This window comes from Mesorhizobium sp. IMUNJ 23232, assembly GCF_044326205.1.
GTDB lineage: Bacteria > Pseudomonadota > Alphaproteobacteria > Rhizobiales > Rhizobiaceae > Kumtagia.
Map to the genome: position 1 here is coordinate 21417 of NZ_JBIRCY010000018.1, position 23736 is coordinate 45152.

At 63.2% G+C, this 23736-nt stretch carries 23 protein-coding genes; 14 read left to right on the top strand and 9 right to left on the bottom strand.

The window, feature by feature from the left end:
* Positions 1-67: 67 nt before the first annotated feature.
* The 3 genes from ACH196_RS15245 to ACH196_RS15255 all read right to left on the bottom strand — a co-directional run bounded on the left by ACH196_RS15245 (position 68) and on the right by ACH196_RS15255 (position 3609).
* Positions 68-949, bottom strand: a complete 882-nt coding sequence (locus ACH196_RS15245; protein ID WP_396647759.1) for an alpha/beta fold hydrolase — start codon at positions 947-949, stop codon at positions 68-70.
* Between the two features lie 184 nt (positions 950-1133).
* The gene (locus tag ACH196_RS15250) at positions 1134-1838 is read right to left on the bottom strand and encodes a carbonic anhydrase family protein (RefSeq protein WP_396647760.1); all 705 of its coding nucleotides are present in this window, start codon (positions 1836-1838) and stop codon (positions 1134-1136) included.
* Positions 1839-1944: 106 nt separating this feature from the next.
* Complete coding sequence (locus ACH196_RS15255; protein WP_396647761.1) at positions 1945-3609, bottom strand: Na/Pi cotransporter family protein; 1665 nt, start codon at positions 3607-3609, stop codon at positions 1945-1947.
* Positions 3610-4051: 442 nt separating this feature from the next.
* Between ACH196_RS15255 and ACH196_RS15260 the strand changes: the two genes are divergently transcribed.
* The gene (locus tag ACH196_RS15260; protein WP_396647762.1) at positions 4052-4429 is read left to right on the top strand and encodes an RcnB family protein; all 378 of its coding nucleotides are present in this window, start codon (positions 4052-4054) and stop codon (positions 4427-4429) included.
* Between the two features lie 102 nt (positions 4430-4531).
* Here ACH196_RS15260 and ACH196_RS15265 read toward each other — a convergent pair whose 3' ends face one another.
* A complete protein-coding gene (locus tag ACH196_RS15265) occupies positions 4532-5716 on the bottom strand; it encodes an MFS transporter (RefSeq protein ID WP_396647763.1) in 1185 nt (394 codons plus the stop codon).
* A gap of 283 nt (positions 5717-5999) precedes the next feature.
* Here ACH196_RS15265 and dnaG point away from each other — a divergent pair, with 283 nt between their 5' ends.
* A complete protein-coding gene (gene dnaG, locus ACH196_RS15270) occupies positions 6000-7928 on the top strand; it encodes a DNA primase (RefSeq protein WP_396647764.1) in 1929 nt (642 codons plus the stop codon).
* Between the two features lie 311 nt (positions 7929-8239).
* Positions 8240-10270, top strand: a complete 2031-nt coding sequence (rpoD, locus tag ACH196_RS15275; protein ID WP_396647765.1) for an RNA polymerase sigma factor RpoD — start codon at positions 8240-8242, stop codon at positions 10268-10270.
* 58 nt (positions 10271-10328) lie between these two features.
* Here rpoD and ACH196_RS15280 read toward each other — a convergent pair whose 3' ends face one another.
* Positions 10329-10970 carry a hypothetical protein gene (locus tag ACH196_RS15280; protein ID WP_396647766.1) on the bottom strand — a complete coding sequence of 214 codons (642 nt, stop codon included), beginning with the start codon at positions 10968-10970 and terminating at the stop codon, positions 10329-10331.
* Between the two features lie 91 nt (positions 10971-11061).
* Positions 11062-11469 (bottom strand): VOC family protein, encoded by a 408-nt coding sequence (locus tag ACH196_RS15285; protein WP_396647767.1) that lies wholly within the window; start codon positions 11467-11469, stop codon positions 11062-11064.
* Positions 11470-11536: 67 nt separating this feature from the next.
* On the opposite strand from ACH196_RS15285, the gene ACH196_RS15290 reads away from it, so the two are divergent.
* From ACH196_RS15290 to ACH196_RS15300, 3 genes are all read left to right on the top strand, one after another.
* Positions 11537-12217: a winged helix-turn-helix transcriptional regulator gene (locus ACH196_RS15290; protein WP_396647768.1), complete on the top strand. Its 681-nt coding sequence runs from the start codon at positions 11537-11539 to the stop codon at positions 12215-12217.
* A gap of 454 nt (positions 12218-12671) precedes the next feature.
* Entirely contained in the window at positions 12672-13592 is a 921-nt protein-coding gene (locus tag ACH196_RS15295; protein ID WP_396647769.1) for a hypothetical protein, read from the top strand.
* Between the two features lie 200 nt (positions 13593-13792).
* The gene (locus ACH196_RS15300) at positions 13793-15016 is read left to right on the top strand and encodes a glycosyltransferase family 87 protein (protein WP_396647770.1); all 1224 of its coding nucleotides are present in this window, start codon (positions 13793-13795) and stop codon (positions 15014-15016) included.
* A gap of 65 nt (positions 15017-15081) precedes the next feature.
* Here ACH196_RS15300 and ACH196_RS15305 read toward each other — a convergent pair whose 3' ends face one another.
* Positions 15082-16290, bottom strand: coding sequence for a citrate synthase family protein (locus ACH196_RS15305; protein ID WP_396647771.1), 1209 nt, complete (start codon positions 16288-16290; stop codon positions 15082-15084).
* A 75-nt stretch (positions 16291-16365) separates the two neighbouring features.
* On the opposite strand from ACH196_RS15305, the gene ACH196_RS15310 reads away from it, so the two are divergent.
* A complete protein-coding gene (locus tag ACH196_RS15310; protein ID WP_396647772.1) occupies positions 16366-17448 on the top strand; it encodes a citrate synthase/methylcitrate synthase in 1083 nt (360 codons plus the stop codon).
* A 164-nt stretch (positions 17449-17612) separates the two neighbouring features.
* On the opposite strand, the gene ACH196_RS15315 is transcribed toward ACH196_RS15310, so the two are convergent.
* Positions 17613-18695, bottom strand: coding sequence for a calcium-binding protein (locus ACH196_RS15315; RefSeq protein ID WP_396647773.1), 1083 nt, complete (start codon positions 18693-18695; stop codon positions 17613-17615).
* A gap of 398 nt (positions 18696-19093) precedes the next feature.
* Here ACH196_RS15315 and ACH196_RS15320 point away from each other — a divergent pair, with 398 nt between their 5' ends.
* The 6 genes from ACH196_RS15320 to ACH196_RS15345 all read left to right on the top strand — a co-directional run bounded on the left by ACH196_RS15320 (position 19094) and on the right by ACH196_RS15345 (position 22556).
* Positions 19094-19912, top strand: a complete 819-nt coding sequence (locus ACH196_RS15320) for a DUF1194 domain-containing protein (RefSeq protein ID WP_396647774.1) — start codon at positions 19094-19096, stop codon at positions 19910-19912.
* A 129-nt stretch (positions 19913-20041) separates the two neighbouring features.
* On the top strand, positions 20042-20335 hold the full coding sequence (locus ACH196_RS15325) for a GYD domain-containing protein (protein ID WP_396647775.1): 294 nt from the start codon (positions 20042-20044) through the stop codon (positions 20333-20335).
* A gap of 136 nt (positions 20336-20471) precedes the next feature.
* Positions 20472-21083 (top strand): LysE family translocator, encoded by a 612-nt coding sequence (locus ACH196_RS15330; protein ID WP_396647776.1) that lies wholly within the window; start codon positions 20472-20474, stop codon positions 21081-21083.
* 43 nt (positions 21084-21126) lie between these two features.
* A complete protein-coding gene (locus ACH196_RS15335) occupies positions 21127-21735 on the top strand; it encodes a Uma2 family endonuclease (protein ID WP_396647777.1) in 609 nt (202 codons plus the stop codon).
* Between the two features lie 26 nt (positions 21736-21761).
* Positions 21762-22181 carry a secondary thiamine-phosphate synthase enzyme YjbQ gene (locus tag ACH196_RS15340; RefSeq protein ID WP_396647778.1) on the top strand — a complete coding sequence of 140 codons (420 nt, stop codon included), beginning with the start codon at positions 21762-21764 and terminating at the stop codon, positions 22179-22181.
* 78 nt (positions 22182-22259) lie between these two features.
* Entirely contained in the window at positions 22260-22556 is a 297-nt protein-coding gene (locus tag ACH196_RS15345) for an HlyU family transcriptional regulator (RefSeq protein ID WP_396647779.1), read from the top strand.
* Positions 22557-22611: 55 nt separating this feature from the next.
* Here the strand turns inward: ACH196_RS15345 and ACH196_RS15350 are convergent, their stop codons facing one another.
* Complete coding sequence (locus ACH196_RS15350; RefSeq protein ID WP_396647780.1) at positions 22612-23214, bottom strand: TetR/AcrR family transcriptional regulator; 603 nt, start codon at positions 23212-23214, stop codon at positions 22612-22614.
* Positions 23215-23284: 70 nt separating this feature from the next.
* Between ACH196_RS15350 and ACH196_RS15355 the strand changes: the two genes are divergently transcribed.
* A complete protein-coding gene (locus ACH196_RS15355; RefSeq protein ID WP_396647781.1) occupies positions 23285-23710 on the top strand; it encodes a VOC family protein in 426 nt (141 codons plus the stop codon).
* Positions 23711-23736 lie beyond the last annotated feature (26 nt).

The window sequence follows — 23736 nt, forward strand, 5'->3', positions numbered from 1 at the left end:
AGCCTGTCACTCAAGCGTCTGTGCCGCCTGTTGGAGGCGCGGACGCGGCAGAGTTGCCGGCATATGCTCATGCACCTGATCTTTCGCTTCGCCCTTGCGTACGACTGATGAAATCGACCATGAGCGGCGTGGCCGCCGCCGCGTGTGTCTCGAGCAGCTTGTGGCCGGCATCGAGAACATGGGCTTCCATCCTCGGCAGCGCCTGCATCCATGACAACACCTCGGCGAGATCGAAGAACGGATCGTGGCGTGCCCAGACCATCAGGGAAGGCGGCTGCCAACGTTTGAGATAGTCGGCAATTTCATCGAACCGGGCGACGTAATTCCCATAGTCCTTGACGAGCGCGCGCTGCGTTTCCATGCGGCCAGGCAACTGCATCACCCGCCAGTCTTCCTCCCAGACTTCGGCCGGGATTCGCGCGGCGACGTCCCGCGGCATCCCGCCGAGATACCCGTTGCGCACGCCCTCGAACGTCAGATGCGCGGTCGAAGCCGCCTCGTTTTCCGGGTTCGGATGCGACCAGTAGTTCATCACAAGCCCCCATGGCGGCCCGAGCCCGGTTCGATGCGCGTTGGCGTTCTGGATGATGAGGCCCAGGACTTGCTCCGGCGCCTGCATGGCGATGTGAAAAGCCGGCGGCGTGCCGAAATCATGCACGTAGATATAGCGCGGCCCGACCGCGAGCCGGTCCAGCAGCTCAGAGATAGCCTGGCCAAAGGCCGGAAACGAGGGCTCCTGCAGAACGTCCGACGCGCCGAAGCCGGGCAGGTCCGGCGCGATCAAATATGCGACCTGCGACAGTTCCGGCACTACCTCACGAAAATAGTCGGCCGAGCCGGGAAAGCCGTGGAGGAGCAGCACCGCAGGTTTGGACGCCTCGCCTGCCGTGATAAATGCCAACTCCGTGCCGCCGGAGATGCGAAGTCGTTGCCGGGTTGCCGGGCTCATAGCCGGACTCCTCTCTTCGATCGTCCGCAATGCCCATGTGCAGGCAAATGTTCCGGCGAGTGACGCAACTCGCCACACAACAAGTCTGGCGGCAATCGGTGAGCAGACGCGGCCGGTGAGTCGGCCTGCTATGCAGCTTCTCTTGCATTGGCGTTGCGCAGGAGAGGAAAAGGGCAGCCGCGTTCTACGCCAGGAAAGTCACCTTCCCTGTTTCCAGATCGTGCATGGCGCCGACGATGCGCAACTGGCCTTCCTTGACCAGACCGGCGAGAACCTCGCTACGCTCGGTCAGTTGCGCGATGCTGCGATGCACATTCTCCTCGGCGACCGCCTGAACGAATTTGTAGTTCGCGGAGGTACGTTCCCCGTCCGTCTTCACCGCGTCGACGGCCGGCCGGATGTTGGCGAGCATCGCGGTGATGTTGCCGAGTTTCACGTCGTCGATCGCGCCCTTGATCGCGCCGCAGGAAGAGTGGCCAAGCACGACGATGGCCCGGGCGCCCGTCACCTTGGTCGCGAATTCAAGGCTGCCAAGAATGTCGGTATCGACGAAATTGCCGGCGATGCGGGCGCAGAAGACGTCGCCGATGCGCTGGTCGAACACCAGTTCCGGCGGCACGCGCGAATCGATGCAGCCGAGGATCGCAGCGAAAGGCGCCTGGCCGTGCGCGGATTCGTGGACCTGAGCGAGGAGATCGCAATTGAAGGAGGTGCCGGCCAGAAAACGATCATTGCCGGCCTTCAGCCGCTCGATCGCCTCGTCCGGGCTGACCGCCTTCTGGCGCTCCGGCGTGAAGATGGCGCAGTCCAGCCCGACGGCGAAAGCGTTCGAGGCAACAAATGTGGCCGCCAATGGCAGGCAGCCGCAGAACAAACGGCGTGTAAGCATCGATTCCCCCAATCATGCCGGAGCCTCGGCCATGCGGGCCGGCTGCCACTGCATTAACAAAGCATAATTAAGTGTCCGTTTGAAGACGAAGACGAATTTTAAAGATTTAGCCTGTCTTCAGGCGCGAGCCGGTAAGCAGACCGGCTTCCTCCAGCACCGGATAGACCATGGAAGCCAGAAGCGAATTGATCTGCTTCAGGTCTCGGATGGTGTCGAGATGGATCGAGCTGGTCTCGACGCTCTTGGCCGCGCCCTCGCGCAGACGTTCGAAATGGCTCTGGCTGGACTGTTTTTCCAGCGCCCGCAACCGGTCCTTCTCCTGCACAAGCTGACGCGCAGTCTCCGGATCGCGCGACACCAGCACGTTGAAGGCGAGCCGCGCATTGACCAGCACGGAATGATGGAAGGCGGTGAGCTCGCGCCAGCCCTGGTCGGTAAAGGTGAGCCCTCGGTCGAGCTTCTTCTGCACATGTGCCAGCATGTTGCGCACGATAATGTCGCCGACCTGCTCAAGCTTCACGCAAGCGCCCAGCAGTTCCTGGTAGCGCTGCGCTTCGCTCTCCGAAAGCTGGCTTAGGGTGATCCTGGAGAGATAGAGTTTTATCGCCGCGTGCTTGCGGTCGACCCGATCATCGAGCGCTGCAAGCTCGTCGATCTTGTCCTGGTCGGCATGATCGTAGAGTTCGATCACCCGGCTGAGCATGATGTCGATGGTCTCGCAAACCCGCATCACCTCGCGGGTCGCATTGGCCAGTGCGAGGCTGGGCGTGCCGAGGGCGCTGTCGTCCAGCGCGCTGAACTCGCTTTCGGCGAGCCTAGCCTGTTGCTGCTCCTTGCCGCCGAGTCTGACGATGCGTTCCGACGCGCGGAAAACCAGGCCGGCGAGCGGGATGCCGGCGATCAGGATGATGCAGTTGAACAGGATATGGGCGTTGATGATCTGGTCGCCGACGGTCGCGCCGAGAAAGGCGACCGGCGGTTTGGCGAACAGGAACAGCGCCAGCATGACGATCGAGCCGGCGCCACGCATCAGCAGGTTGCCGACCGGAACGACGCGGACGCCGGGCGCGGCGCTACGAGTCAGCAGCGGGGCGATGACCGAACTGCCGAGATTAACGCCCAGCACCAGGACGATGCCGAGTTCCGGCGGGATAAAACCCCTGCCCGCCAGCGTGACCAGCAGCAGCACCGCGGCGATGCTTGAATGGAACAGCCAGGTCATGACAGCGGCGAGTAGGAAAGCAGTGACCGGGTCGCTGGCCAGATAGGAGATGACGACGGGAAGCAGCTTGCTCTGACGCAACGGTTCTGAGGCTTCGCCGATCATTTCCAGCGACAGGATGAGCAGGCCGACGCCCACCAGGATGCGGCCGATCTGCCGCCAGTCGCGGCGCTCGGTGGCCATGAACATCACCGTGCCGGCGGCGATGCAGATCGGCACCAGCAGAGTGAGATCGAACGACAGAAGTTTTACGACCAGCGCCGAGCCGATCTCGGCGCCGCGCACCGCGAGCTGGCCCGACATGCCGCTGACGATGCCGGCGCCGGCGAAGGAACCGACCAGCAGGGTCACGGCGGTGGAGCTCTGGAAGGCGATCGACAGGCCTGCACCGGTCAGCACCGCCAGCACCGGATTGCGCATGGTGCCGCGCAATTTCTGTTTCAGGACATCGCCATAGGCGCGCTCGACGCCGGTGCGCACCATGCGGGTGGCGAACAGAAGCAGCGCAATGGCGCCGGCCAAATGGATGAGGACGACCGAGCCGCTCACCGGAGTGCCGGGACGGAAAGCGGTCGCGCGACGCGGCTAGGCACGCGGCGGACGGAGAGGGCGGCGGACGCGATCATGATGCCATCTTAGTATATTAGCCGGATAATAAAATCCAGGAGCTCTGTCCGGCTGTTCGCAACCGACATAACGCGTCGGAAACCGACTTGCCGGAAACGTTTCGGGTCTTTGAAAGGTTCAAGAAATTCAGGGATCACCAAGGCGTCCGGCGAATTAATCCGCAGGCTGCGACGGCTCGTTTTGCGATGAAAACTCTCGGGGAACAGGGTCTCCCGACGCATATGGTGGTTCACGCAGCCTTCGACATAATACTTCATATCCCCAACCATCATCTTGGAATCATTACATAAGTTTAATCTATCATTCAGATTCCGTTCATTTGGCGGGGCCTAGTTTCCACCCGCAACCCGAAAGGAACCCCCGAATGAAACGTCTCATCCTGGCCGCAGTCGCCTTCTCGATGCTCGCCGTCCCGGCTGCCTATGCCGACTACAAGCCGGCGCATCGCGAGGTCCACAAGGTCCAGAAATTCGATGGCCCGAACCGCACCGTTATTCGCAAGGTCGACAAGAAAGTGTACCGGCACAACGGCAAAAAGGTCGTGGTCAAGAAAGTCGACCGAGCCCACTGGGTGCGCGGAAACCGCGTGCCGAACTGGAACACCCGATACGTGGTTCGCGATTACAATCGTTACGGACTCTACCGGCCGGCCTATGGCCAGCGCTGGATCAAGGTCGACAACGATTACCTGCTGATCGCTGCGGCGACCGGCGTCATCGTCGGCATGGCCGCCGCGAACTGATCGAACGAGATTGACAGGTTACCGAAGGCGGTCCGCAATGGGCCGCCTTCTGATGGTTCCAAGAATCCGCGGCATTCGGAAATTCCGCCCTAAGAACCGACCTCACACCGTGATGGCGCGCGCCGGTGGCGTCAGCCCGCTACGATGTTCGGCGAGATGTGAACAGAGAGCGACAGCAGCGCCGAGCAGCATGGTGAAGATGCCCAGCACCGGCAGCGCGCGGTAGCCGAAACCGCCGGTCAGCATCATGGCCCCGATGAAGGCGGCAAGCGCGATGCCGACATTGAAGCCGGAGGGGATGAGCGACGAGGCGAGGTTGGGCGCGTCCGCCGTCCAGGTGAGAATGCGGGTCTGGATCGGCGTGCCGATGGCGAAGTTGATAGCGCCCCAGACGGTAACGATGACGACCATCGGCAACGGATAGGAACTGAAGAGATACATCGCCACCATCACGCAGGCCTGGACGAACATCAGCGCGATGATAGACGGCATCAGCTTCCAGTCCGCCAGTTTTCCGCCGATGAAAACGCCGGCCGTAGCGCCGACGCCGTTGAGCAGAAGAACCAGCGGGATGTAGGCCGCATCGAGCCCGGTGACTTCCCGCAGCATCGGGGCAATGTAGGTGAAGGGAACGAACTGGCACATCATCAGCATCAGCATGATGATCAGCGAGGTCCAGACCTGCTGGCGGCCCAGCACCCGCACCTCCTTCATAAGCCCGGCCGGCCGAGCCGCGGCGACGGCGGCGCCCGGCAACAGGGCGATCATCGCCACAAGCGATACGATGCCGAGCAGGAACATCGCCCAGAAGGTGGCGCGCCAGCCGAACACATTGCCGATGGCGCTGCCGGCCGGTACGCCGACGATATTGGAGACGGTGAGGCCAGCCAACACCAGCGCCACCGCCATGCCGCGCTGGTCCTCGCGCACAAGGCAGGTGGCCACCACCATGGCGACGCCGAAATAAACGCCGTGGGCGACCGCCACCAGCACGCGGATCAGCAGCATGGAGGCAAAACAAGGTGCCAGCGCGCAGGCCAACTGCCCGGCGACGAAGACCAGCGCCAGCCAGATCAGCAGCGTCTTTCGCGAGATCCTCGCGGTGGCGATCGTCATCAGCGGCCCGCCTATGGCGATGCCCAGCGCATAGCCGGAGACGAGATAGCCCGCCGTCGGCACCGACACGTCGAGCCCCGCCGCCACCTGCGGCAGCACGCCGGCGATGACGAATTCGGTGGTGCCGAAGGCGAAGGCTGCGATGAACAGGGCAATCAACGGGAGCGGCATGAGGCAGACCTGTGGGGGACTGGCGTCCAACCACGGCGCCAGGATTCGGACAATCCAGAAATTCTGGTTGTGGGGTTTAGATTTTCTTCAACCCGAGCTTGGGACGAAATCAGATTGCGCGGAACCGGACCATGCTATTGGAGATGACAGTCGCTCCGGCCGAGACGACGGCCTCGCCCAAATAAGACGCAACACTTCTGTGAATCACGGGCAAACACACAATCCTGCGTTCGCGCCACATGGGCTCCATGCCTATATTGGGAAGAAACAAACCGCGAGCCCGATGCGCTTTCCGCCTTCCTTCCTCGATGAGATCCGCGACCGCGTGCCGATTTCCTCGGTCATCGGTTCGCGTGTCTCGTGGGACCGCCGCAAGACCAACACGGCGCGCGGCGACTATTGGGCCTGCTGCCCGTTCCACGGCGAAAAATCGCCGTCCTTCCATTGCGAAGACAAGAAGGGCCGCTATCATTGTTTCGGCTGCGGCGTCTCGGGCGACCATTTCCGGTTCCTGACGGAGCTTGACGGGCTGGGATTTCCGGAAGCGGTGGAGCGCATCGCCGATATGGCCGGCCTGCCGATGCCGGCGCGCGACGAACAGGCGGAAGAACGCGAACGCCAGCGCGCCACATTGCATGACGTCATGGAACTGGCGGCTGGTTTCTTCCAGCAACAGTTGCAGTCGGCGGCCGGGGCGAAAGCCCGCGCCTATCTTCGCGACCGTGGGATGACGCCGACGACGCAGCAGAAATTCAGGCTGGGTTTTGCGCTGGACAGCCGCAACGCGCTGAAGGAGTTTTTGACCGGCAAGGGCGTGGCGAAAGACCAGATCGAGGCCTGCGGGCTGGTGCGCCACGGCGACGACATCCCGGTCTCCTACGACTGGTTCCGCGACCGCATCATGTTTCCGATCGAGGATCGGAGAGGCCGCGTCATCGCCTTCGGCGGGCGCGCCATGTCGCCGGAGGTCGCGGCCAAATACATGAACTCGCCCGACACCGAACTCTTCCACAAGGGCGAGATGCTCTACAATTTCGCCCGCGCCCGGCAGGCGCAGGGCAAGGACGGCACGGTGATCGCTGTCGAGGGTTATATGGACGTCATCGGGCTGGCGCAGGCCGGCTTCGAGAACGCGGTGGCGCCGCTGGGCACCGCGCTGACCGAGAACCAGATGGAGCTTTTGTGGAAGATGGCGCCGGAGCCGGTGCTGTGCTTCGACGGCGACCAGGCGGGACTGCGGGCCGCGTGGCGGGCGGCCGACATGATCCTGCCTTCCGTGCAGCCGGGTCGCACCGCGCGCTTCGCGCTGCTTCCCGAAGGCAAGGACCCCGACGACCTTGTGCGCGAGGAGGGCGCCGATGCTTTCCGCCCGGTACTGGCCGACGCCCGTCCGCTCTCGGACCTTTTATGGATGCGCGAGACCGCCGGCGGCGTGTTCGACACGCCGGAACGCCGCGCCGAGCTTGAAAAGACGCTGCGCGAACTAACCGGCAGGATCAAGGACGAGAGCGTGCGCTTCCACTATCAACAGGACATGCGCGAGCGCGTGCAGTCCTTCTTCGGCACGGCGCGTACGCCGCCAAAACGCCAGAGCGATTTCAACAGGCGGCCTCCCGCGCAAGGCGGCCAGTTCGTGCGCGGCGGCGCCGGCGGGCGCACCGCGATGTCGGAGAGCCTCGCCCGCTCGGCGATGGTCAAGCGTGGCGGCGAAGGCATGCCGATGCGCGAGACCGCGCTGCTGGTGGCGCTCGTCAATCATCCGCAACTGATCGACGAGAATTTCGACCATGTCGAAACCCTCGACCTCACCAATGGCGATTTGAAGCATCTGCATTTCGCCATCATCGACGCGGTGGCGCATGGGCAAGCGAACGACCGCGACAGTCTGCGCGCGGCCATCGCCGCCGCCGGCCTGGGCGATATCTGGGAGCGCGCCGTGCTGCTGGTGAAGCGGGCGCGGCAATGGCCGGCGCTGGAGGACGCAGCCATCGAGGACGCGCGCGAAGCTTTTGCGCAGACGCTGCACTTGCAGCGCAACGCGCGCACCTTACATAAGGAGCTGAAGCTGGCCGAGACGGCTCTCGCGACCGAACCGACGGACGAGAACTATCGGCACCTCATCGAAATCCAGACTCAGTTCCGGGACCTCCAGGCGACGGAAGCCCTGATCGAGGGTTTTGGCATCCCGTCGGGCCGCGCCGACAGGACGTGAAGATGACGAACCATGACTCTCAATTGATTCGCTTTTTTAAGGCGAATCATGCGAGAGGCGCTTGACCTTTCGCCTGTTTGGCGGAATCAGGACGATTCGAGACGTTGATCCATGGGATGAACCTCAACAATCGCGGAAACGATTGGACCGGGCACTGGACGGGACGTTACGTCGCTCCAGATAGTCTGGTTGACCGAAACCTGGACAGGACTGGCTGCGGCCGAGACTAGCGGTGCGATGATTTTGAAGGGCGGAACCGCCCGAAGCAATCGGAGCATCGCGCTACAGCGCCCTTTTGGAGTAGGCAAGGAATGGCGACAAAGGAAAAGGAAGAAGTCGAGTCCGAACGCGAGGGCACGACCGACGGTCCCCTGCTCGACCTTTCCGACGACGCTGTCAAGAAGATGATCAAGGCCGCGAAGAAACGCGGCTATGTGACCATGGACGAACTGAATTCGGTCCTGCCTTCCGAGGAAGTCACCTCGGAGCAGATCGAGGACACCATGTCCATGCTGTCCGACATGGGCATCAACGTCGTCGAGGATGACGAGACCGGCGAGGAGGCGGAGGCCGCCGACGCAAATGCGGACGCCGAGGAAGACGCCAACGAACTTGCCGAGCAGACCGGCACGGCGGTCGCAACCACGACCACCAAGAAAGAGCCGACCGACCGCACCGACGACCCCGTGCGTATGTATCTGCGCGAGATGGGCTCGGTGGAGCTCTTGTCGCGCGAAGGCGAGATCGCCATTGCCAAGCGCATCGAGGCCGGCCGCGAGACGATGATCGCCGGGCTTTGCGAAAGCCCGCTGACCTTCCAGGCCATCATCATCTGGCGCGACGATCTGAACGAAGGCAAGGGCCTGCTGCGCGAGATCATCGACCTCGAGGCGACCTATGCCGGCCCCGAGGCCAAGCAGGCGCCGACGCCCGAGCGCCAGGAAGAGCTGGAACGGCCGAAGACGCCGGAAGACCGCATCCGCCGCCCCTCCATCCGCGAAGACGACGACATCACCAATGTCGGCGGCGAAAGCCGCGTCGAGGACGACGAGGACGAGGATGACGAGGCCTCGCTGTCGCTGGCGGCGATGGAAGCAGAGCTTCGCCCGCAGGTGATGGAGACGCTCGACGTCATCGCCGACACCTACAAGAAGCTGCGCAAGCTGCAGGACCAGCAGGTCGAAAACCGCCTGGCCGCCGCCGAGATGCTGTCGCCGACGCAGTCCAAGCATCTGAAGGAGCTGAAGGACGAGCTGATCAAGGCGGTGAAGTCACTGTCGCTCAACAATGCCCGCATCGAGGCGCTGGTCGAGCAGCTCTACGACATCAACAAGCGGCTGGTGCAGAACGAGGGCAAGCTGCTCAGGCTCGCCGAAAGCTACGGCGTGCGTCGCGAGGAGTTCTTGCGCGAGTACCAGGGCAACGAGCTCGACACCAACTGGGTCAGCCGCGTTTCAACGCTGACGACGCGTGGCTGGAAGGAGTTTTCGAGGAACGAGGCAGCGACCGTCGGCGCGCTGCGCTCGGAGATCCAGAGCCTCGCCACCGAGACGGCGATCTCGATCCTGGAATTCCGCAAGATCGTCAACCAGGTGCAGAAGGGCGAGCGCGAGGCGGCGATCGCCAAGAAGGAGATGGTGGAAGCCAATCTGCGCCTCGTCATCTCCATCGCCAAGAAGTACACGAACCGCGGCCTGCAATTCCTTGATCTGATTCAGGAAGGCAACATCGGCCTGATGAAGGCAGTGGACAAGTTCGAGTACCGCCGCGGCTACAAGTTCTCGACCTACGCCACATGGTGGATCCGGCAGGCGATCACCCGCTCGATCGCCGACCAGGCCCGCACCATCCGCATTCCGGTGCACATGATCGAGACGATCAACAAGATCGTGCGCACCTCGCGCCAGATGCTGCACGAGATCGGCCGCGAGCCGACCCCGGAGGAACTGGCCGAGAAACTCGCCATGCCGCTGGAGAAGGTGCGCAAGGTCTTGAAGATCGCCAAGGAGCCGATCAGCCTCGAAACGCCGGTCGGCGACGAGGAGGATTCGCACCTCGGCGACTTCATCGAGGACAAGGGCGCGATCCTGCCGATCGACGCGGCGATCCAGGCGAACCTGCGCGAGACGACGACGCGGGTGCTCGCCTCGCTCACCCCGCGCGAGGAGCGCGTGCTCAGAATGCGCTTCGGCATCGGCATGAACACCGACCACACGCTGGAGGAAGTCGGCCAGCAGTTCTCGGTGACCCGCGAACGCATCCGCCAGATCGAAGCGAAGGCGCTGCGCAAACTGAAGCACCCGTCACGGTCGCGGAAGCTCAGGAGCTTCCTGGATAGCTGATTGAAGAGCCCGGCCATCGCGCCGGGCTTTTTTGGGGGTCCGCTAATGTTTCCCGTCGCTAGCGCCCACCGTCCTTTGTGATCGCTAGATAGTGAGCGGCGGACATGTTGCCGAACTTGCTTTTTGGGTATTGGCGTCCAAGTGCGGGTTCACGAAACGAATAGATGCTATCGATAAAGCAGTGCCTGTCGAAGTGACGCAGCCATTGGTGTGGGTCAGTTTCGTTGTGTGGGAACGTCTCAATATCTTGGTCTAAGACGTTATAGATCAGGCAGACACCGCGGTTGTAGATTTCCAGCGTAGGGTCCTCAACGTCCTTTGGCGCGCCGATTACAATGTCCGACAGATCGCTGAAGTGGCGTAGCATGCGGCTAGGCGGAACCGAAACATTGATGCGATCCATCGACAGGTCGAGCAGGTCAGCAAGCTTGTGGCGTGGCCTTGCAAGCGAGTCTGGATGCTCGATCTGAAACCAGTCGATGGCATAGGGCGGCTCCTGCTGGAACGCGATTTCCAGACGATTGAATATCCAGTAGAGCGGGACTGGGCAGTCAGATGCGTCCGTCACCCAGTTTTGCGGTGGCCCTAGGAGGGCACTGACCTCAAGCATTGTGAGACCGAGATTCACTGGGCCAAGGGTGCCTGTACGCAGGAACTCGCGTAGCGAGGCGCCATGTTGTATCCAGTTGCGCTTCGGCAAAGATATCTCCCAGCATCATACCGGTATAAATATTCGGCCCGGCGGATGCCGGGCCTTAGCATATTCCGCTACACATCGATTGCGGGCTAGATCATCCCTCTCCGGCCGTGTCGACCACCCAGTTGACGCCCCAGCGGTCGGTGATGAAGCCGAAACCCTTGGACCATGGCTGCGGCCCGAATTCGATGATCGGCGTGCCGCCGGCGGCAAGCTCGTCATAGATGAGCCGCGCCTCGTCGACGCTGTCCGCCGAAACCGTGACGTTCTGACCCTTTCGTCCGTCGAAGTTTTGCATGTCCTGCCCCATCAGCGCATGCTCGCCGATGTCGATCCAGCCGTGCAGTATGCGATCCAACTGGTCTTCCGGAACGCCTTCCGCCATGCCGGGCATGTCGCGATGGCTGATCATGGCGCGGACAGTGCCGCCCAGGATGCGGGCGTAGGCCGTGAGGGCCTCGCGGCAATCGCCGCCGAAATCGATATTGGGCAGTACCTTCATCGTTCTTCTCCCTAAGACGCCTTCCCCGACTTGCAGACCATCTCATACAAAGTTATAATATGCAACCATGGAGTTAGAAAAAATAACTAAAAGGTCGTACCGCAGCTATGACGACGCCTGCGGCACGGCGCATGCGCTCGATCTGCTCGGCGAGCGCTGGGCGCTGCTGGTCGTGCGTGAGCTTATGCTGGGCCCGCGACGGTTCGGTGACTTGCGTGCCAGCCTGCCGGGCATCAGCGCCAACGTGCTGACACAGCGGCTGGAGGGGCTGGAGGCGAACGGCGTGCTGAGGCGAACCAAGTTGCCGCCGCCGGCCTCCGTGCAAGTCTACGAGTTGACCGAATGGGGATTGGAGGCCGAGCCCATTCTCGTGGCGCTGGGCAGATGGGCGACGCGCTCGCCGCGGCACGATCCGGCGCTGCCGCTGAGCGCAGTGGCGTTGATGCTGTCGTTCCGCGCCAAGTTCGAACCGGACAAGTCGGGGGGACTCGACCTCGCGATGGAGTTCCGCCTCGGGCCGGAGGCTTTTACCGTCGGCGTGCGCGACCGGCGCCTGATCACGGAGCGCGGCGCGCCGCTGCGCAGCGATGCACTTGTGACGAGCACGCCGGAGACTCTAGCCGGGTTAATCTACGGCAAAGTGCCTCTGGCGACACTTGAAGGACAAGGGGCGCTCGTCATCGATGGCGATAGGGCGGCACTCGAAAACTTCGCCGGGCTCTTCGAGTTGCCGCCGAAAGCGGATTGAGCCTGCTGCACGGCAAATGAGGGTTTGCCTACCGCCGATCCGCACCGTGCAGCCAGCGCCCTCTATGCCAGAATGAACGAAGCACTTCCGTTCATTACGCTATAATACATTTGGCGTCTGACGTGACCTGACGCTACCCGACCTGCCATGGCTCCGCCAAACAGGCTGCGGAAGGCTTGCTGAGAGTCCGTGGAGCCGGGCGAGATCGAGGCAATGCTGGGACTGCCGCGCAAGCACACGCTTTCCCGGTTCATGCGCCGGTGAATCCGAGGATAGTCGGATTCAATGTGCAAACTTCCTCATGAGTTCGTTGCACTATTAATGTCTGGCAGTGGCCATTTCCCGCATTTCGGCTTATAAGAGGCTCCCAGGATGCGCGGACGACCTGGCATCGATCGGCGCGGCGAGGAGTTCTCAACATTTCAGTCCCCGCGTCGGGCGAAGGTTCACCCACATGACCAAGGACATCGAATCCGAGCCGAAACCACACGCGCCGTGGCCGCCGCTGGCCTCCAATGACACGCTCTACCGCTACCCGAAACCGTATCCGCTGACCAAGGGCGGCAAGGAGAATCTTGCGGGCATCGCCAGCGATCATTCGCTGGAGGCGAGTGATCTGCTCACCTACAATTTCCGCACCGGCACGCCGAAGGAGATCAACTGGTATCTCGCCAACTATATCGGCTGCACGGCGCCGAGCCCTGGGCGAGGAAGCTACACCTTCGAGGGTGTCGTCTACGACGCCAAGACGAACCGCGGCGTTGTGTTCATCCCGACCTTCGGCGACTCCGCCAAGGATTACGCCAACCGCATCGGCGAGCGGGTGGTCGAGAACTATAATCGGGCGAAAAAGACCCAAAAGGAGCCGGGCGGCAAATGCCACCGGACCTGTTATGCGCGCGTCGAGGAGGCATCGCGGCAGACCGGCGGACCGACCTTCCCGAAGGTGGACTGGGAAGACAAGAAGTCGCTCACCGATCCGTTCGTCATCCTGTGGTCATCCTATCTCGGCGCAGGCAAAGCGTGGTTCGACCTGCCTGAGAAATACCGCGGCAAGGGCGCTGCCGGCGCGCTGGCCTACAAGGGATGGGGCACGCTGGTCGAAGCGACCGATATCTGGGCCGGCAAATTGAAGCCGGGCGCAGTGGTGCAAGGCTGGGTCGACGCCGCCGACTATCCGCGCGTGCGCGACGGCAAGGCGCCGGAAGGCAAAGGCCATTCCTTCATCTTCCTGCATTACGTCAGATCGGGAACCTCGATCACCGGCATGGTGATCGCCGATCAGGGTGTACAGAACGGCAAACCGCTCGCGAAAGGCGACTATGGCTATTGGGTCGCCGCCAACATCGCAGCTCCATCGCCTGACAAGCCGTAACGCAATACGAACTCCCACAGCGTCAGAACCCGCTGCCGAGCCCCGCGCCGGGCCGACGTAGCGAGCACCGGGCGAACTTCGCGTTTATGTGCCGTCCGAACGATCGGCGGATCGTGCGTGCCGGCCTGCCGCCTCACCGGCAAAGCATTTGTTGACGTTCGCATGTTAGACCTGCCGCATCGAAGCGGGGGGCCGCCGGCGTGAGCGTCACGGCAAATACAGCGGGCGTCAGCAGGGCGCCGTCGATCCGCGTCGCCACTGTCTGGCTCGCCGGAACCCTGGCCGCCGCCATCTATGCTCTATGGCGGCTCGTTGATGCTTATCTCGGCAGCAGCGGTTACCTTCGCAGTCCCAACCATCCTTTCGGCGCCGACTTCGTCAATGTCTGGACGACCGGCCGGCTCATCGTTTCCGACGCCATCGATGCCGTCTACCGGCATCAGGATTTCATGGCGTATCAGCAGACGTTCATAAACGAAGACATCGGGCTGCGGATGTGGGCCAATCCGCCGCATTCCCTGCTATTCGTCTGGCCGTTCGGCCTTACCGGATATTATGCGGCGTTTGTCCTCTGGAGCGTGCTTGGCTTGGCGCTGCTGGCCTTCGGCGCGCGCAAGTTCGGCTTCACCTGGACCGAAACGGCAATCCTTACGTTCTCGCCGGCCGCCATGCGATGCATCTCCGGCGGCCAGATGGGTAATCTGGCCTGCGGCCTTCTTCTCTCGGCTCTCGCCGGCGTCTCGCTTCGGTCGAGATCGTCGATTGCCGCCGCCGCGATACTGACCATCAAGCCGCAGATCGGCTTCCTGTTGCCGCTCTTCTGGATAGTGCGCGGAAGATGGGCGCTTATCATCGCGACCGGGCTGTTGACCGTCTGCCTCGTCCTGCTGTCGGTTTGGGTGTTCGGCGTGCAAAGCTGGCGGGACTATCTGGGTGACACGCTGCCGGAACTCGCCGTCCTCGAGAGAGAAGGCCGGGGTCCTTTCCTCCTCATGATACCGTCCACCTTTATCTCGATGCGGCTGTCGGGATTGAACGCAGACGCGGCCTCTGCGGTGCATTTCGCCTTCGCCGGGGCGGTCATGGTCTTCCTGATCTGGCGGCTGAGCCGCGAGACAAATACGACACGGCAGGTTGCCTTGCTGCTGATCGGCACCTGCCTGGTGACGCCATACCTGCATATCTACGATCTCAGCATCCTGCTGGCCGGCGCGCTGCTCGTCCTGCGCGGCGTTGATGCTTTGCAAGGGTGGGTTCGAGCCGTGATCATCGTGGCGGTAGGAATGGCCTGGGCGCTTCCGGCGCTCGTGCCGCAACTCGGCAAATATGGTCTGCCGGTATCACCCTTGATCATCCTGGCGATATTGCTGGTCGCCTGCCTGCCGCAGGCATGCCAGGAGAGCGCGGCCACCGGCAACGGCTGAGAGACTAAAGCCGCGACAGGGCGGCGGAACGCCGGGCTTCGGTCGAGCCTGGTTGCCTCACAGCCTCAGAACCCGCCGTTGCGCGCCGGCGCCGAGCCGGTGTAGCGGGCACGCGGGCGAATGAGCACTTTCGAGGCGAGCTGCTCGATCGCATGCGCCACCCAGCCGGCGGAGCGGGCAATGGCGAACAGCGCGCTCTCGTGGCCGATCGGCAGGCCGAACATGCGCATCATCACCGCGAAGGCGAAATCGATGTTGGGATACAGCCCGGTCGCCTCGGTAATCCTGGCCGGCACCTCGACGGCAAGGCGCGGGTCGGCGCCAGCCTCGGCAAGTGCTGCCAGCAGGCTGTCGGCGCGCGGATCGCCATTCTTGTAGATCGTGTGGCCGAAACCCGGAATGCGGTCGCCCATCGCGATGTGGCGGCGAACTTTCGCGGCAAGGTCGCCGTCTGCAAGGTCGGCGACCATATGGGCGGCAAGTGGGCCGGCGCCGCCATGTTTCGGGCCTTTCAGCGCGACCAGGCCGGCAACGATCGCGTCATAGAGATTGAGCCCGGTCGAAACGGCGCAGCGCACCGTATAGGTCGAGGCGTTCAGCTCGTGGTCGGCGACCAGCACGAGGCCACGCCGGAACAGGTCGGCGGCTGCCCTGTTGCCGGGTGTCCAACTGTCGGCGATCTGCCGGTGCAGCGGCAAGGCCGACGGCTCGGTGCCGAGAATGCTCGCGGCAAGCAGCCGCATCACCCGCGCGCCTACCTCGGCGCGGCCGTCGCGTGAGCGGTTGAAGGCACGCGGATCGGCATCGCCGGCCAGCGCCAGGATTGCCGCGGCGCGCGACATCGAAGTCTCTTGAACCGTGGCGGCGGCGACGGCGCGCATCGCCGGGCTGATCACCGGCAGGTTCGCGGCGGAAAACGGGTCGGCCCCGCTGACGTCCCACAAAAGCGTCGCCGTCTGTTCGAGCGTCGCATGCCCGGACAGCGCCACCGCATGGACGCCGCGATAGATCGAACCCTCCTCGGTGATCGTGCAGATGGCGGAATCCAGCACTGGCGGGTCGGCCTCGCCTCCCCGCATGGTGACGCCCGGCGTACGGCGGTTGCGCAGCGCCCGGACGTCGTCGGCACGGTAGCGTTTCGCACGCGAGTCGGCAGACGGTTCGGAGCGGATCAGGCCCCGGCTGACATAGGCGTAGAGCGTCGCGGCCGAGACCGACAGCTCGCCGGCGGCCTCCTGGGCGGAGAGATAGAGTGGTTCAGAGGATTTTTTCATATTGATCAAGCTAATCAAGATTGATCAATATGAAAAGGGCGTCATTCTTGTTGCATCGCAGCAAGGAGAAACCCGATGACCATCCATCAGACATCCGGCCTCGACGGCGTCGCCGCCGCTGTGACCGCGCTTTCCCATGTCGACGGCGAGGCCGGCGAACTGGTGATCGCCGGCAGCCGCGTCGGCGACCTGGCATCAACGACGAGCTTCGAGGGTGTCGTCGCGCGGCTGTGGTCCGCCGCCGGCGCCGAAGAAAGGACGGAGAGCGAGACTCGCGCCCTGCTGGCGCAGGCCCGCATGCGCGCCTTCGAGCGGCTGGAGAGCATCCTGCCCGCCACCGACGGGCTTTCGATCGTCGACGCGTTCCGCGCAGCGGTCGCCGCAATCGGGCCATGGGACGGCATCCCGCCTGAAGCCATGTCGGTCGGCGCCATGCCGGTGCTGGCGGCCGCCCTGGTGCGCCGCGCGGCCGGCAAGCCGGCAGTCGCACCGGACGCCAAGCTCGGTCACGCGGCCGACACGCTGAGAATGCTGCGCGGCAAACCGGCGAGCGAGGCGGAAGCAAAGGCGCTCGGCGCCTATCTGGTCACCGTAAGCGACCACGGCATGAACGCCTCGACCTTTGCCGCGCGGGTTGTCGCCTCGACCCAGGCCGACCTGTTCATGGCGGTGACGGCCGCCTACTGCGCGCTGAGCGGCCCGCTGCATGGCGGCGCGCCCGGGCCGGTGCTGGACATGCTGGACTCCATCGGCACAAGTGCAAACATCGCCCCCTGGGTGGATGCGGCTCTTGCGCGCGGCGAGCGGCTGATGGGTTTCGGCCATCGCATCTACAAGGTGCGCGACCCGCGCGCCGATGTGCTGAAGGGGGCGGTGGATTCGCTGGGCGCAGGCCAGACCGACCTGGGTTTCATGGCCGAAGTGGAGATCTATGCCCGTGAAGCTCTCGCAAAGGCAAAGCCGGGGCGCAGGCTCGACACCAATGTCGAATTCTACACGGCGATCCTGCTCGACGCGCTGAAGATCCCGCGCAACGCCTTCACGCCGATCTTCGCGGTCGGCCGTTCCGTCGGATGGACCGCGCATGCGATCGAGCAGCAGCGCACCGGCAGGCTGTTGCGGCCGACGTCGGTCTATGCCGGCACGATGCCGGTATAGAACTGATGTCTCTGGCGGAGGCGGTCGTCTGCGCTCCGCCAGAACCTTCCTCGGCCGTCCCTCCCTCGCGTCGCACAGGGAGGTCGAGGGTGACCTGCCGAGAGGAAGGTCACGATTGAAGCCGGCACGCGACGTCTGCGCGTGCCGACCCCCTGCAAGGTAGCCTAGATGATGCTGAAGTCCGCGGCACTGAGGCTGAGGCCCGCCGTCAACGTTGCAAACTTTACTGCCGCTGCTCCGCCAATTCCGTCCGCGTCGTAGAACAGCGAGCCGGTGTCCGAATTGTAGAGTATTCTGTCGTCGGCATCCCTCGGCCCTAAGGCACTGTTCATGAACCTCGAGGCATCGAGCGCGCCGAAAGCCAGCGTTGTGAAGATCGAGGCGTCTAACGTGATCTGGTCATCCTCCACCCTGAAATCCGCAATCCGATCGACATTGCCAGCCCCCAGTTGGGTCGAGAAGCCGAACGTGTCCGCCCCATCCATGCCGTACAAAGTGTCGTTGCCGCGGGCTCCATCAATCACGTTGGCGCCATCATTGCCGCGAATCAACTGTTTGAGCTCGTTGCCTGTCAGATTCACCGCATAGGTGGCGTGCAGCGAAGTTGTGTTAAGAGTTTCAACGCTAACCCCGTTCGCGAGCTTGTAGTCGACGCCGGCGGCGACGCGATCGTTGCCACCGCCAGTTGTCTCGATGATGACATCGTCTCCATTGTAGACGATCAAGGTGTCGTTGCCGTCGCCTCCGATCAGCGTATCGGCAGCAGTCCCGAAGCCACCGTCGTTCAGGATATCGTTGCCGTCCTGGCCATTCAACGTATTGGAAACAGCGCTGCCCTTCAGAGAATCGTTGTTGTTCGAGCCGAGCAGGTTGAGGATGCCGACCATATAGTCGCCTTCTGCGTCGCCGCCGAAGCCTTGAGAAGCTCCGGTGAGTTGGACGTTGAGGCCCAGGATCGGCAGGACGAGGTTGACGACCGTCGATAGATCGACAGTCACGCCGGCGGCGGAGTTCGTGTAGTCGGCGGTGTCGTTGCCTGAGAGGGTGATCACACCGGCAGCATTGAGCAGGCCGCCGATGATCACGTCCGCGCCGGATCCGCCGCGGATCACGTCGTCTCCGGACCAGCCGATGGCGATGTCGTTGCCGCCGAGCGCGTCGACGACGTCGTTCCCGAGGGCTTGAAGTGGACCGAGGACCAGACTGGGTAGGATTTCTGCGCTGTTAGTACCGGTGAAAGTGGGCATTTCGCTTCTCCCTGCGGTTGTTGCCGTAGGAAGTCTGACTCGCATCTATAACGAAGCTAGAAACACGAAATACCTGTTATGGTTGCATCAAGTTGTATTCACGGAAGTAAGGTCGTCTCCCAGACCTCCAGGAAACGAGAAAGGAACTGCCATTCCTTCTGACCGGCCACCCGCGTCGATGGCGCGATCCGAAATGGCAGCTTCCGGAGGTTCCAGCCTCCTCTATCGAACGGTAGAGGCATCAAGCCCGAGCGGCATCGGAATGAGGGCGATATACGATTGCCCCCGGCGCCATCCGCCGCGGATCTCGGCAAAAGCTTCTACCAATCGGCAATTGTGCCGGCCCGCCGCTGTGCCATTCTGTACGAATGGTGCGGCTGCCGATCGCGATCTGTCTGGTGCTGTCGATATTCGCGTTCCGGGCCGGAGCCCAGGGGCGCGAGCCGGTTGATGTCGAGCTGGTGCTCGGCGCCGACATATCGGCGTCGATGACGCAGGACGAGTTGAAGATCCAGCGCGAAGGTTATGCCGCGGCGCTGACCGATGCCGCGGTGCTGAGCGCCATCCGGTCGGGCGCCTATGGCAAGATCGCAGTCACCTATTTCGAATGGGCGGGCGTGACCTCACAGAATGTCGTCGTGCCATGGACGGTGATCGCCGCGCCCGAGGATGCCGAAGCGGTGGCGCGAAAAATCGCTGTGCCTCCGTCATGGCAATCGCAGAAGACATCGATTTCCGGCGCCATGAATTTCGCTGCCGATCTGCTGGAGACCAGCCCTTACAAGGGAATCAAGCGCGTCATCGATCTTTCCGGCGACGGCGCCAACAATGAAGGCCCGCCGCTGGTGCCGACACGAGATGCAATCGTCGCACAAGGCATCACCATAAACGGCCTACCGGTGATGACCGCCGACGCAGCGCCGCAGCCCTATGACGTGCCGAACCTCGACGAATATTTCAGCGAATGCGTGATCGGCGGGCCGGCCGCCTTCGTGATGCCGGTGCACGAATGGGAACAGTTTCCCGAAACGATCCGCCGAAAGCTTCTGCTTGAGTTGGCGATCCGGCCTGAGGGCGCCGGACATAAAGCGCCGGTGGTGCTGATCCAGGCGAAACCGCCCTATGACTGCCTCATCGGCGAGAAGTTGTGGCGGCAGGACGGCAGGCGGCATTTCTACAACCCGGAGAACGACTACCGCCGCCGCGGAACACCCTGACGCATTGGCCGTCAGCGAATGGCTTGCCGGCCGCCTGCGGCAGGATCATAATTTGCCTGGCGGCAGGGCGAAGAAACCGGCGCCGGCCTTGCCTCTCCAATGCGTCACAGCGCCGGAGGGAGGTGCGAGATGACTACTTACGTGCTTCTAATTAACTGGACAGACCAAGGTGTGAAGGCGGTGCGCGAGTCGCCTAAGCGGCTCGACGCAGCCAGGAAGGAGCTTGCCGACATGGGCGGCTCATTCAAGGAGTTCTTTCTCACGATGGGTGACTGCGACATGGTCGCCATCTGCGAGGCGCCGGACGACGCGGTGATGGCACGTTTCGCGCTGAAGACCGGCATGGCAGGCAATGTGCGCACACGCACGCTGAAGGCTTTTCCGGAAAACGCCTATCGCGAGATCATCAACTCGTTGGGCTGAGCCGGGCCGGACGAATAAAACGAGGTGAGATGAGTGATGGCTGTTTCTCGTTTGGCGGAGCGATCCGCGTTAGCACCGCCATTTGACGGTGCGGCATGAGCCGTATCTACTGCGGCCTCAACGTTACGGGGCCGCCATGTCCATCGAATTCCTGCTCACCACCCTGATCATCGTCGCCTCGCCGGGCACCGGCGTCGTCTATACACTCGCCGCCGGCCTGTCGCGCGGCGGGCGCGCTAGCGTGCTCGCGGCGTTTGCCTGCACGCTGGGCATCGTGCCGCATCTGATCGCAGCACTCACCGGGCTGGCCGCTCTGCTGCACACCAGCGCGCTGGCCTTCGAGATCGTCAAATACCTGGGCGTCGCCTACCTGCTCTGGATGGCCTGGCAGAGCCTGCGTGAGCACGGCGCGCTGAAGATCGACGCGAAGCCGGACCGCCGCTCCGCCCGGCAAGTGATTGTCGACGGCATATTGCTCAACCTGCTCAACCCCAAACTGTCGATTTTCTTCGTCGCCTTCCTGCCGCAGTTCATCGCGCCGACCGAGCCGCATGTGCTCATGCGCATGCTGGAACTGTCGGGCGTATTCATGCTCGCCACCTTCCTCATCTTCTCGGTCTATGGCCTGTGCGCGGCAGCGGTCCGCGACAAGATCGTCGGCAGCCGCCGGGTGATGACCTGGATGCGCCGCACCTTTGCGGCCACTTTCGTGATGCTGGGGGCGAGGCTGGCGCTGACCGAGCGATGAGGACCGGTCGCGGTTTCGTTCAACTTGTGTTAGGCTACAGGCCATGAACGAGCGCTTCCATCTGGACATGGTGTGGCCGGCGACCACGCAGGCCGCCGATGGCATGCCGCGGCGGCCGTGGACGGTGGCCGAGATCGAGGCAATGGTAGCGGCCGGCATCATTGACCAGGATGAGCGGTTCGAGCTGATCGGCGGGGAGGTCGTGCCGATGTCACCCAGGGGCGCGCGCCATGAAATGGTCAAGGGGGATTTGAACGAGCATTTTCAGGGGGTCAGGCCGCGCGACATGCGCGTCATGCAGGAAACGACACTTCGGCTGGACGAAAACTCGTTTGTAGAGCCGGACTTCTGCGTCTTCCCGCGCACCATCGCGCCGGGCGACGTACGAGGTCATGACGTGCTGCTCGCCATCGAGATCGCCGACACTAGCCTGCGTTATGACCTTGGCCGCAAGATCGGCATCTACGCCGCTTTCGGCATCCCGGAAATCTGGGTCACTAACGCCAACACACTAGTCACGCACGTCCATCGCGCTCTCGGCGTGGACGGTTATCGCACCGTGTTCGAGGCCCGACCGACCGACGAGATCGTGTCCGTGCGGGTACCCGAGCTTAAGCTATGCCTGTCTGCACTGGGCCTGAAGCCGCTCTGACCGAGCTTCCCCGAGAAGACGAGGCGATGCACCAGACGATCATCACCGTTTCGACGCGCGGCCCCGGCCTCTACGAATTCACCGACCGCGCCGAACACTTCGTCCGCGAGGCCGGAATCGAAACCGGCCTGCTGACTCTGTTCGTGCGCCATACTTCCTGCTCGCTGCTGGTGCAGGAAAACGCCGACCCGGATGTCCGGCGCGACCTCGACGCCTTCTTCAAGCGATTGGTGCCGCCCGCCGACGATCCGTCAATGGGGTTCCTGGTGCATCGCCTAGAAGGCCCGGACGACATGCCGGCACATATCAAGGCGGCGCTGACGGCGGTGTCGCTGTCGATCCCGGTGATGCAGGGAAAACTGGCGCTGGGCACTTGGCAAGGCATCTACCTATTCGAGCACCGCACGAGTCCGCATAGACGCGAGGTGGTATTGCATCTCGCCTGACCGCCCTGGCAACGCGGCCGGCTTCTCGACGGCGACATCATGATTGGATACGGTGCCGGCAAATCGAGAGGATCAAAAATGTCTTTTCTGAAACGTCTGTTCGGCGGTGGCGGCGGCAGCGAGGGTGGCGAAAGCGAAGGCAAGCCGGTCGGCAGCGCGCTCGATTATAACGGCTTCACCATTCGCGCCACGCCCTACAAGGCCGACGGCCAGTTCCAGACTTGCGGCGTCATCTCCAAGGAGATCGGCGGGGTGGTCAAGGAACATCGCTTCGTGCGCGCCGACCGCTTTTCTTCGCAGGACGAAGCCGCCGACATGGCGCTGAAGAAGGGTCAGCAGATCGTCAACGAACAGGGCGACCGCATGTTCGGCTGACCATTCGGTTCACGGCCGCTCCATCCACAGGCTTCAGCCACGCAACGCTTTTCGTTCATCCCGCGAGCGCCGCCAGCCCGTCGATCAGCAGGGCCAGCCCCTTGCGGTATTCGGCCGGATCGCCCCCTGTTTCGATCGACAGGGCGGCGCGGTCGTAGGCCGAAGCCAGAAGCTGCGTCGCCGCCTCCACCGGCAGGTTCTGCGGCAAATCCCCTGCCCTGACCGCGAACAGGATGCCGCCGCGCAGCGAACGCGTGCCATGCCGGTTGTCGATCGCGTCCATGCCGGCGCGACCCAGCACGGCGGGCCCGTCGAGCAGCAGCAGCCGCGTGCGCCCCGGCAGCGCCAGTGCGGCGAGATAGGCTTCGCCACCCTTGATGAGGGCCTCGCGCGGCCGCATGTCGTCCGGCGTAGCCCCCTCGATCTCGTCGGCAACAGCCTCGGCCTCGGCCTCGGCCACCGCCGCAAACAGCGCCTTCTTGTCCTCGAAATGATGATAGAGCGCGCCGCGCGTGACGCCGGCGGCCACGACGATGTCGGGCGTGGCGGTGTCGGCATAACCCCTTTCGATGAACAGCCGGCGCGCGGCGGCCATCAATTCGGTTCGCGTCGTATCGCTGCGCTCTTGATTGGTCCGCCGTGGTCTTTTCTCTTGCATACATGCAGCCTGTATGTTAATTCTCAGAAACATACAGACTGTATGTCTGATAAGGAGGAAAGGAAAGGCCATGAAAACGACGAGCTACTACCCCGTGCTGATGACCGACGACGTGGCGGGCACCGCCGCCTTCTACAAGAAGCACTTCCGCTTCCAGGCGCTGTTCGAGAACGACTGGTACGTGCATCTGCAATCGACCGAGGACAAGCGCGTCAATCTCGGCATCGTCCAGTGGGACCACGAGACGGTGCCGCTGGCCGGCAGAGCGAAGTCGCAGGGGCTGCTTATCAACTTCGAGGTGCGCGACCCCGACGCGGTCTACGCGCGGGTCCAGGCGGCCGGCCTGCCGATCCTGCACACCTTGCGCGACGAGGAGTTTGGCCAGCGCCATTTCATCACCGCCGACCCTAACGGCGTGCTGATCGATGTGATCAAGCCGATCCCGCCGAGCGAGGCATTTCTGGCGCAATATGCCGAGGCCGCCGCCGGAGCGTGAGCCTGGCCGAGGCGCCGGGACCGGTC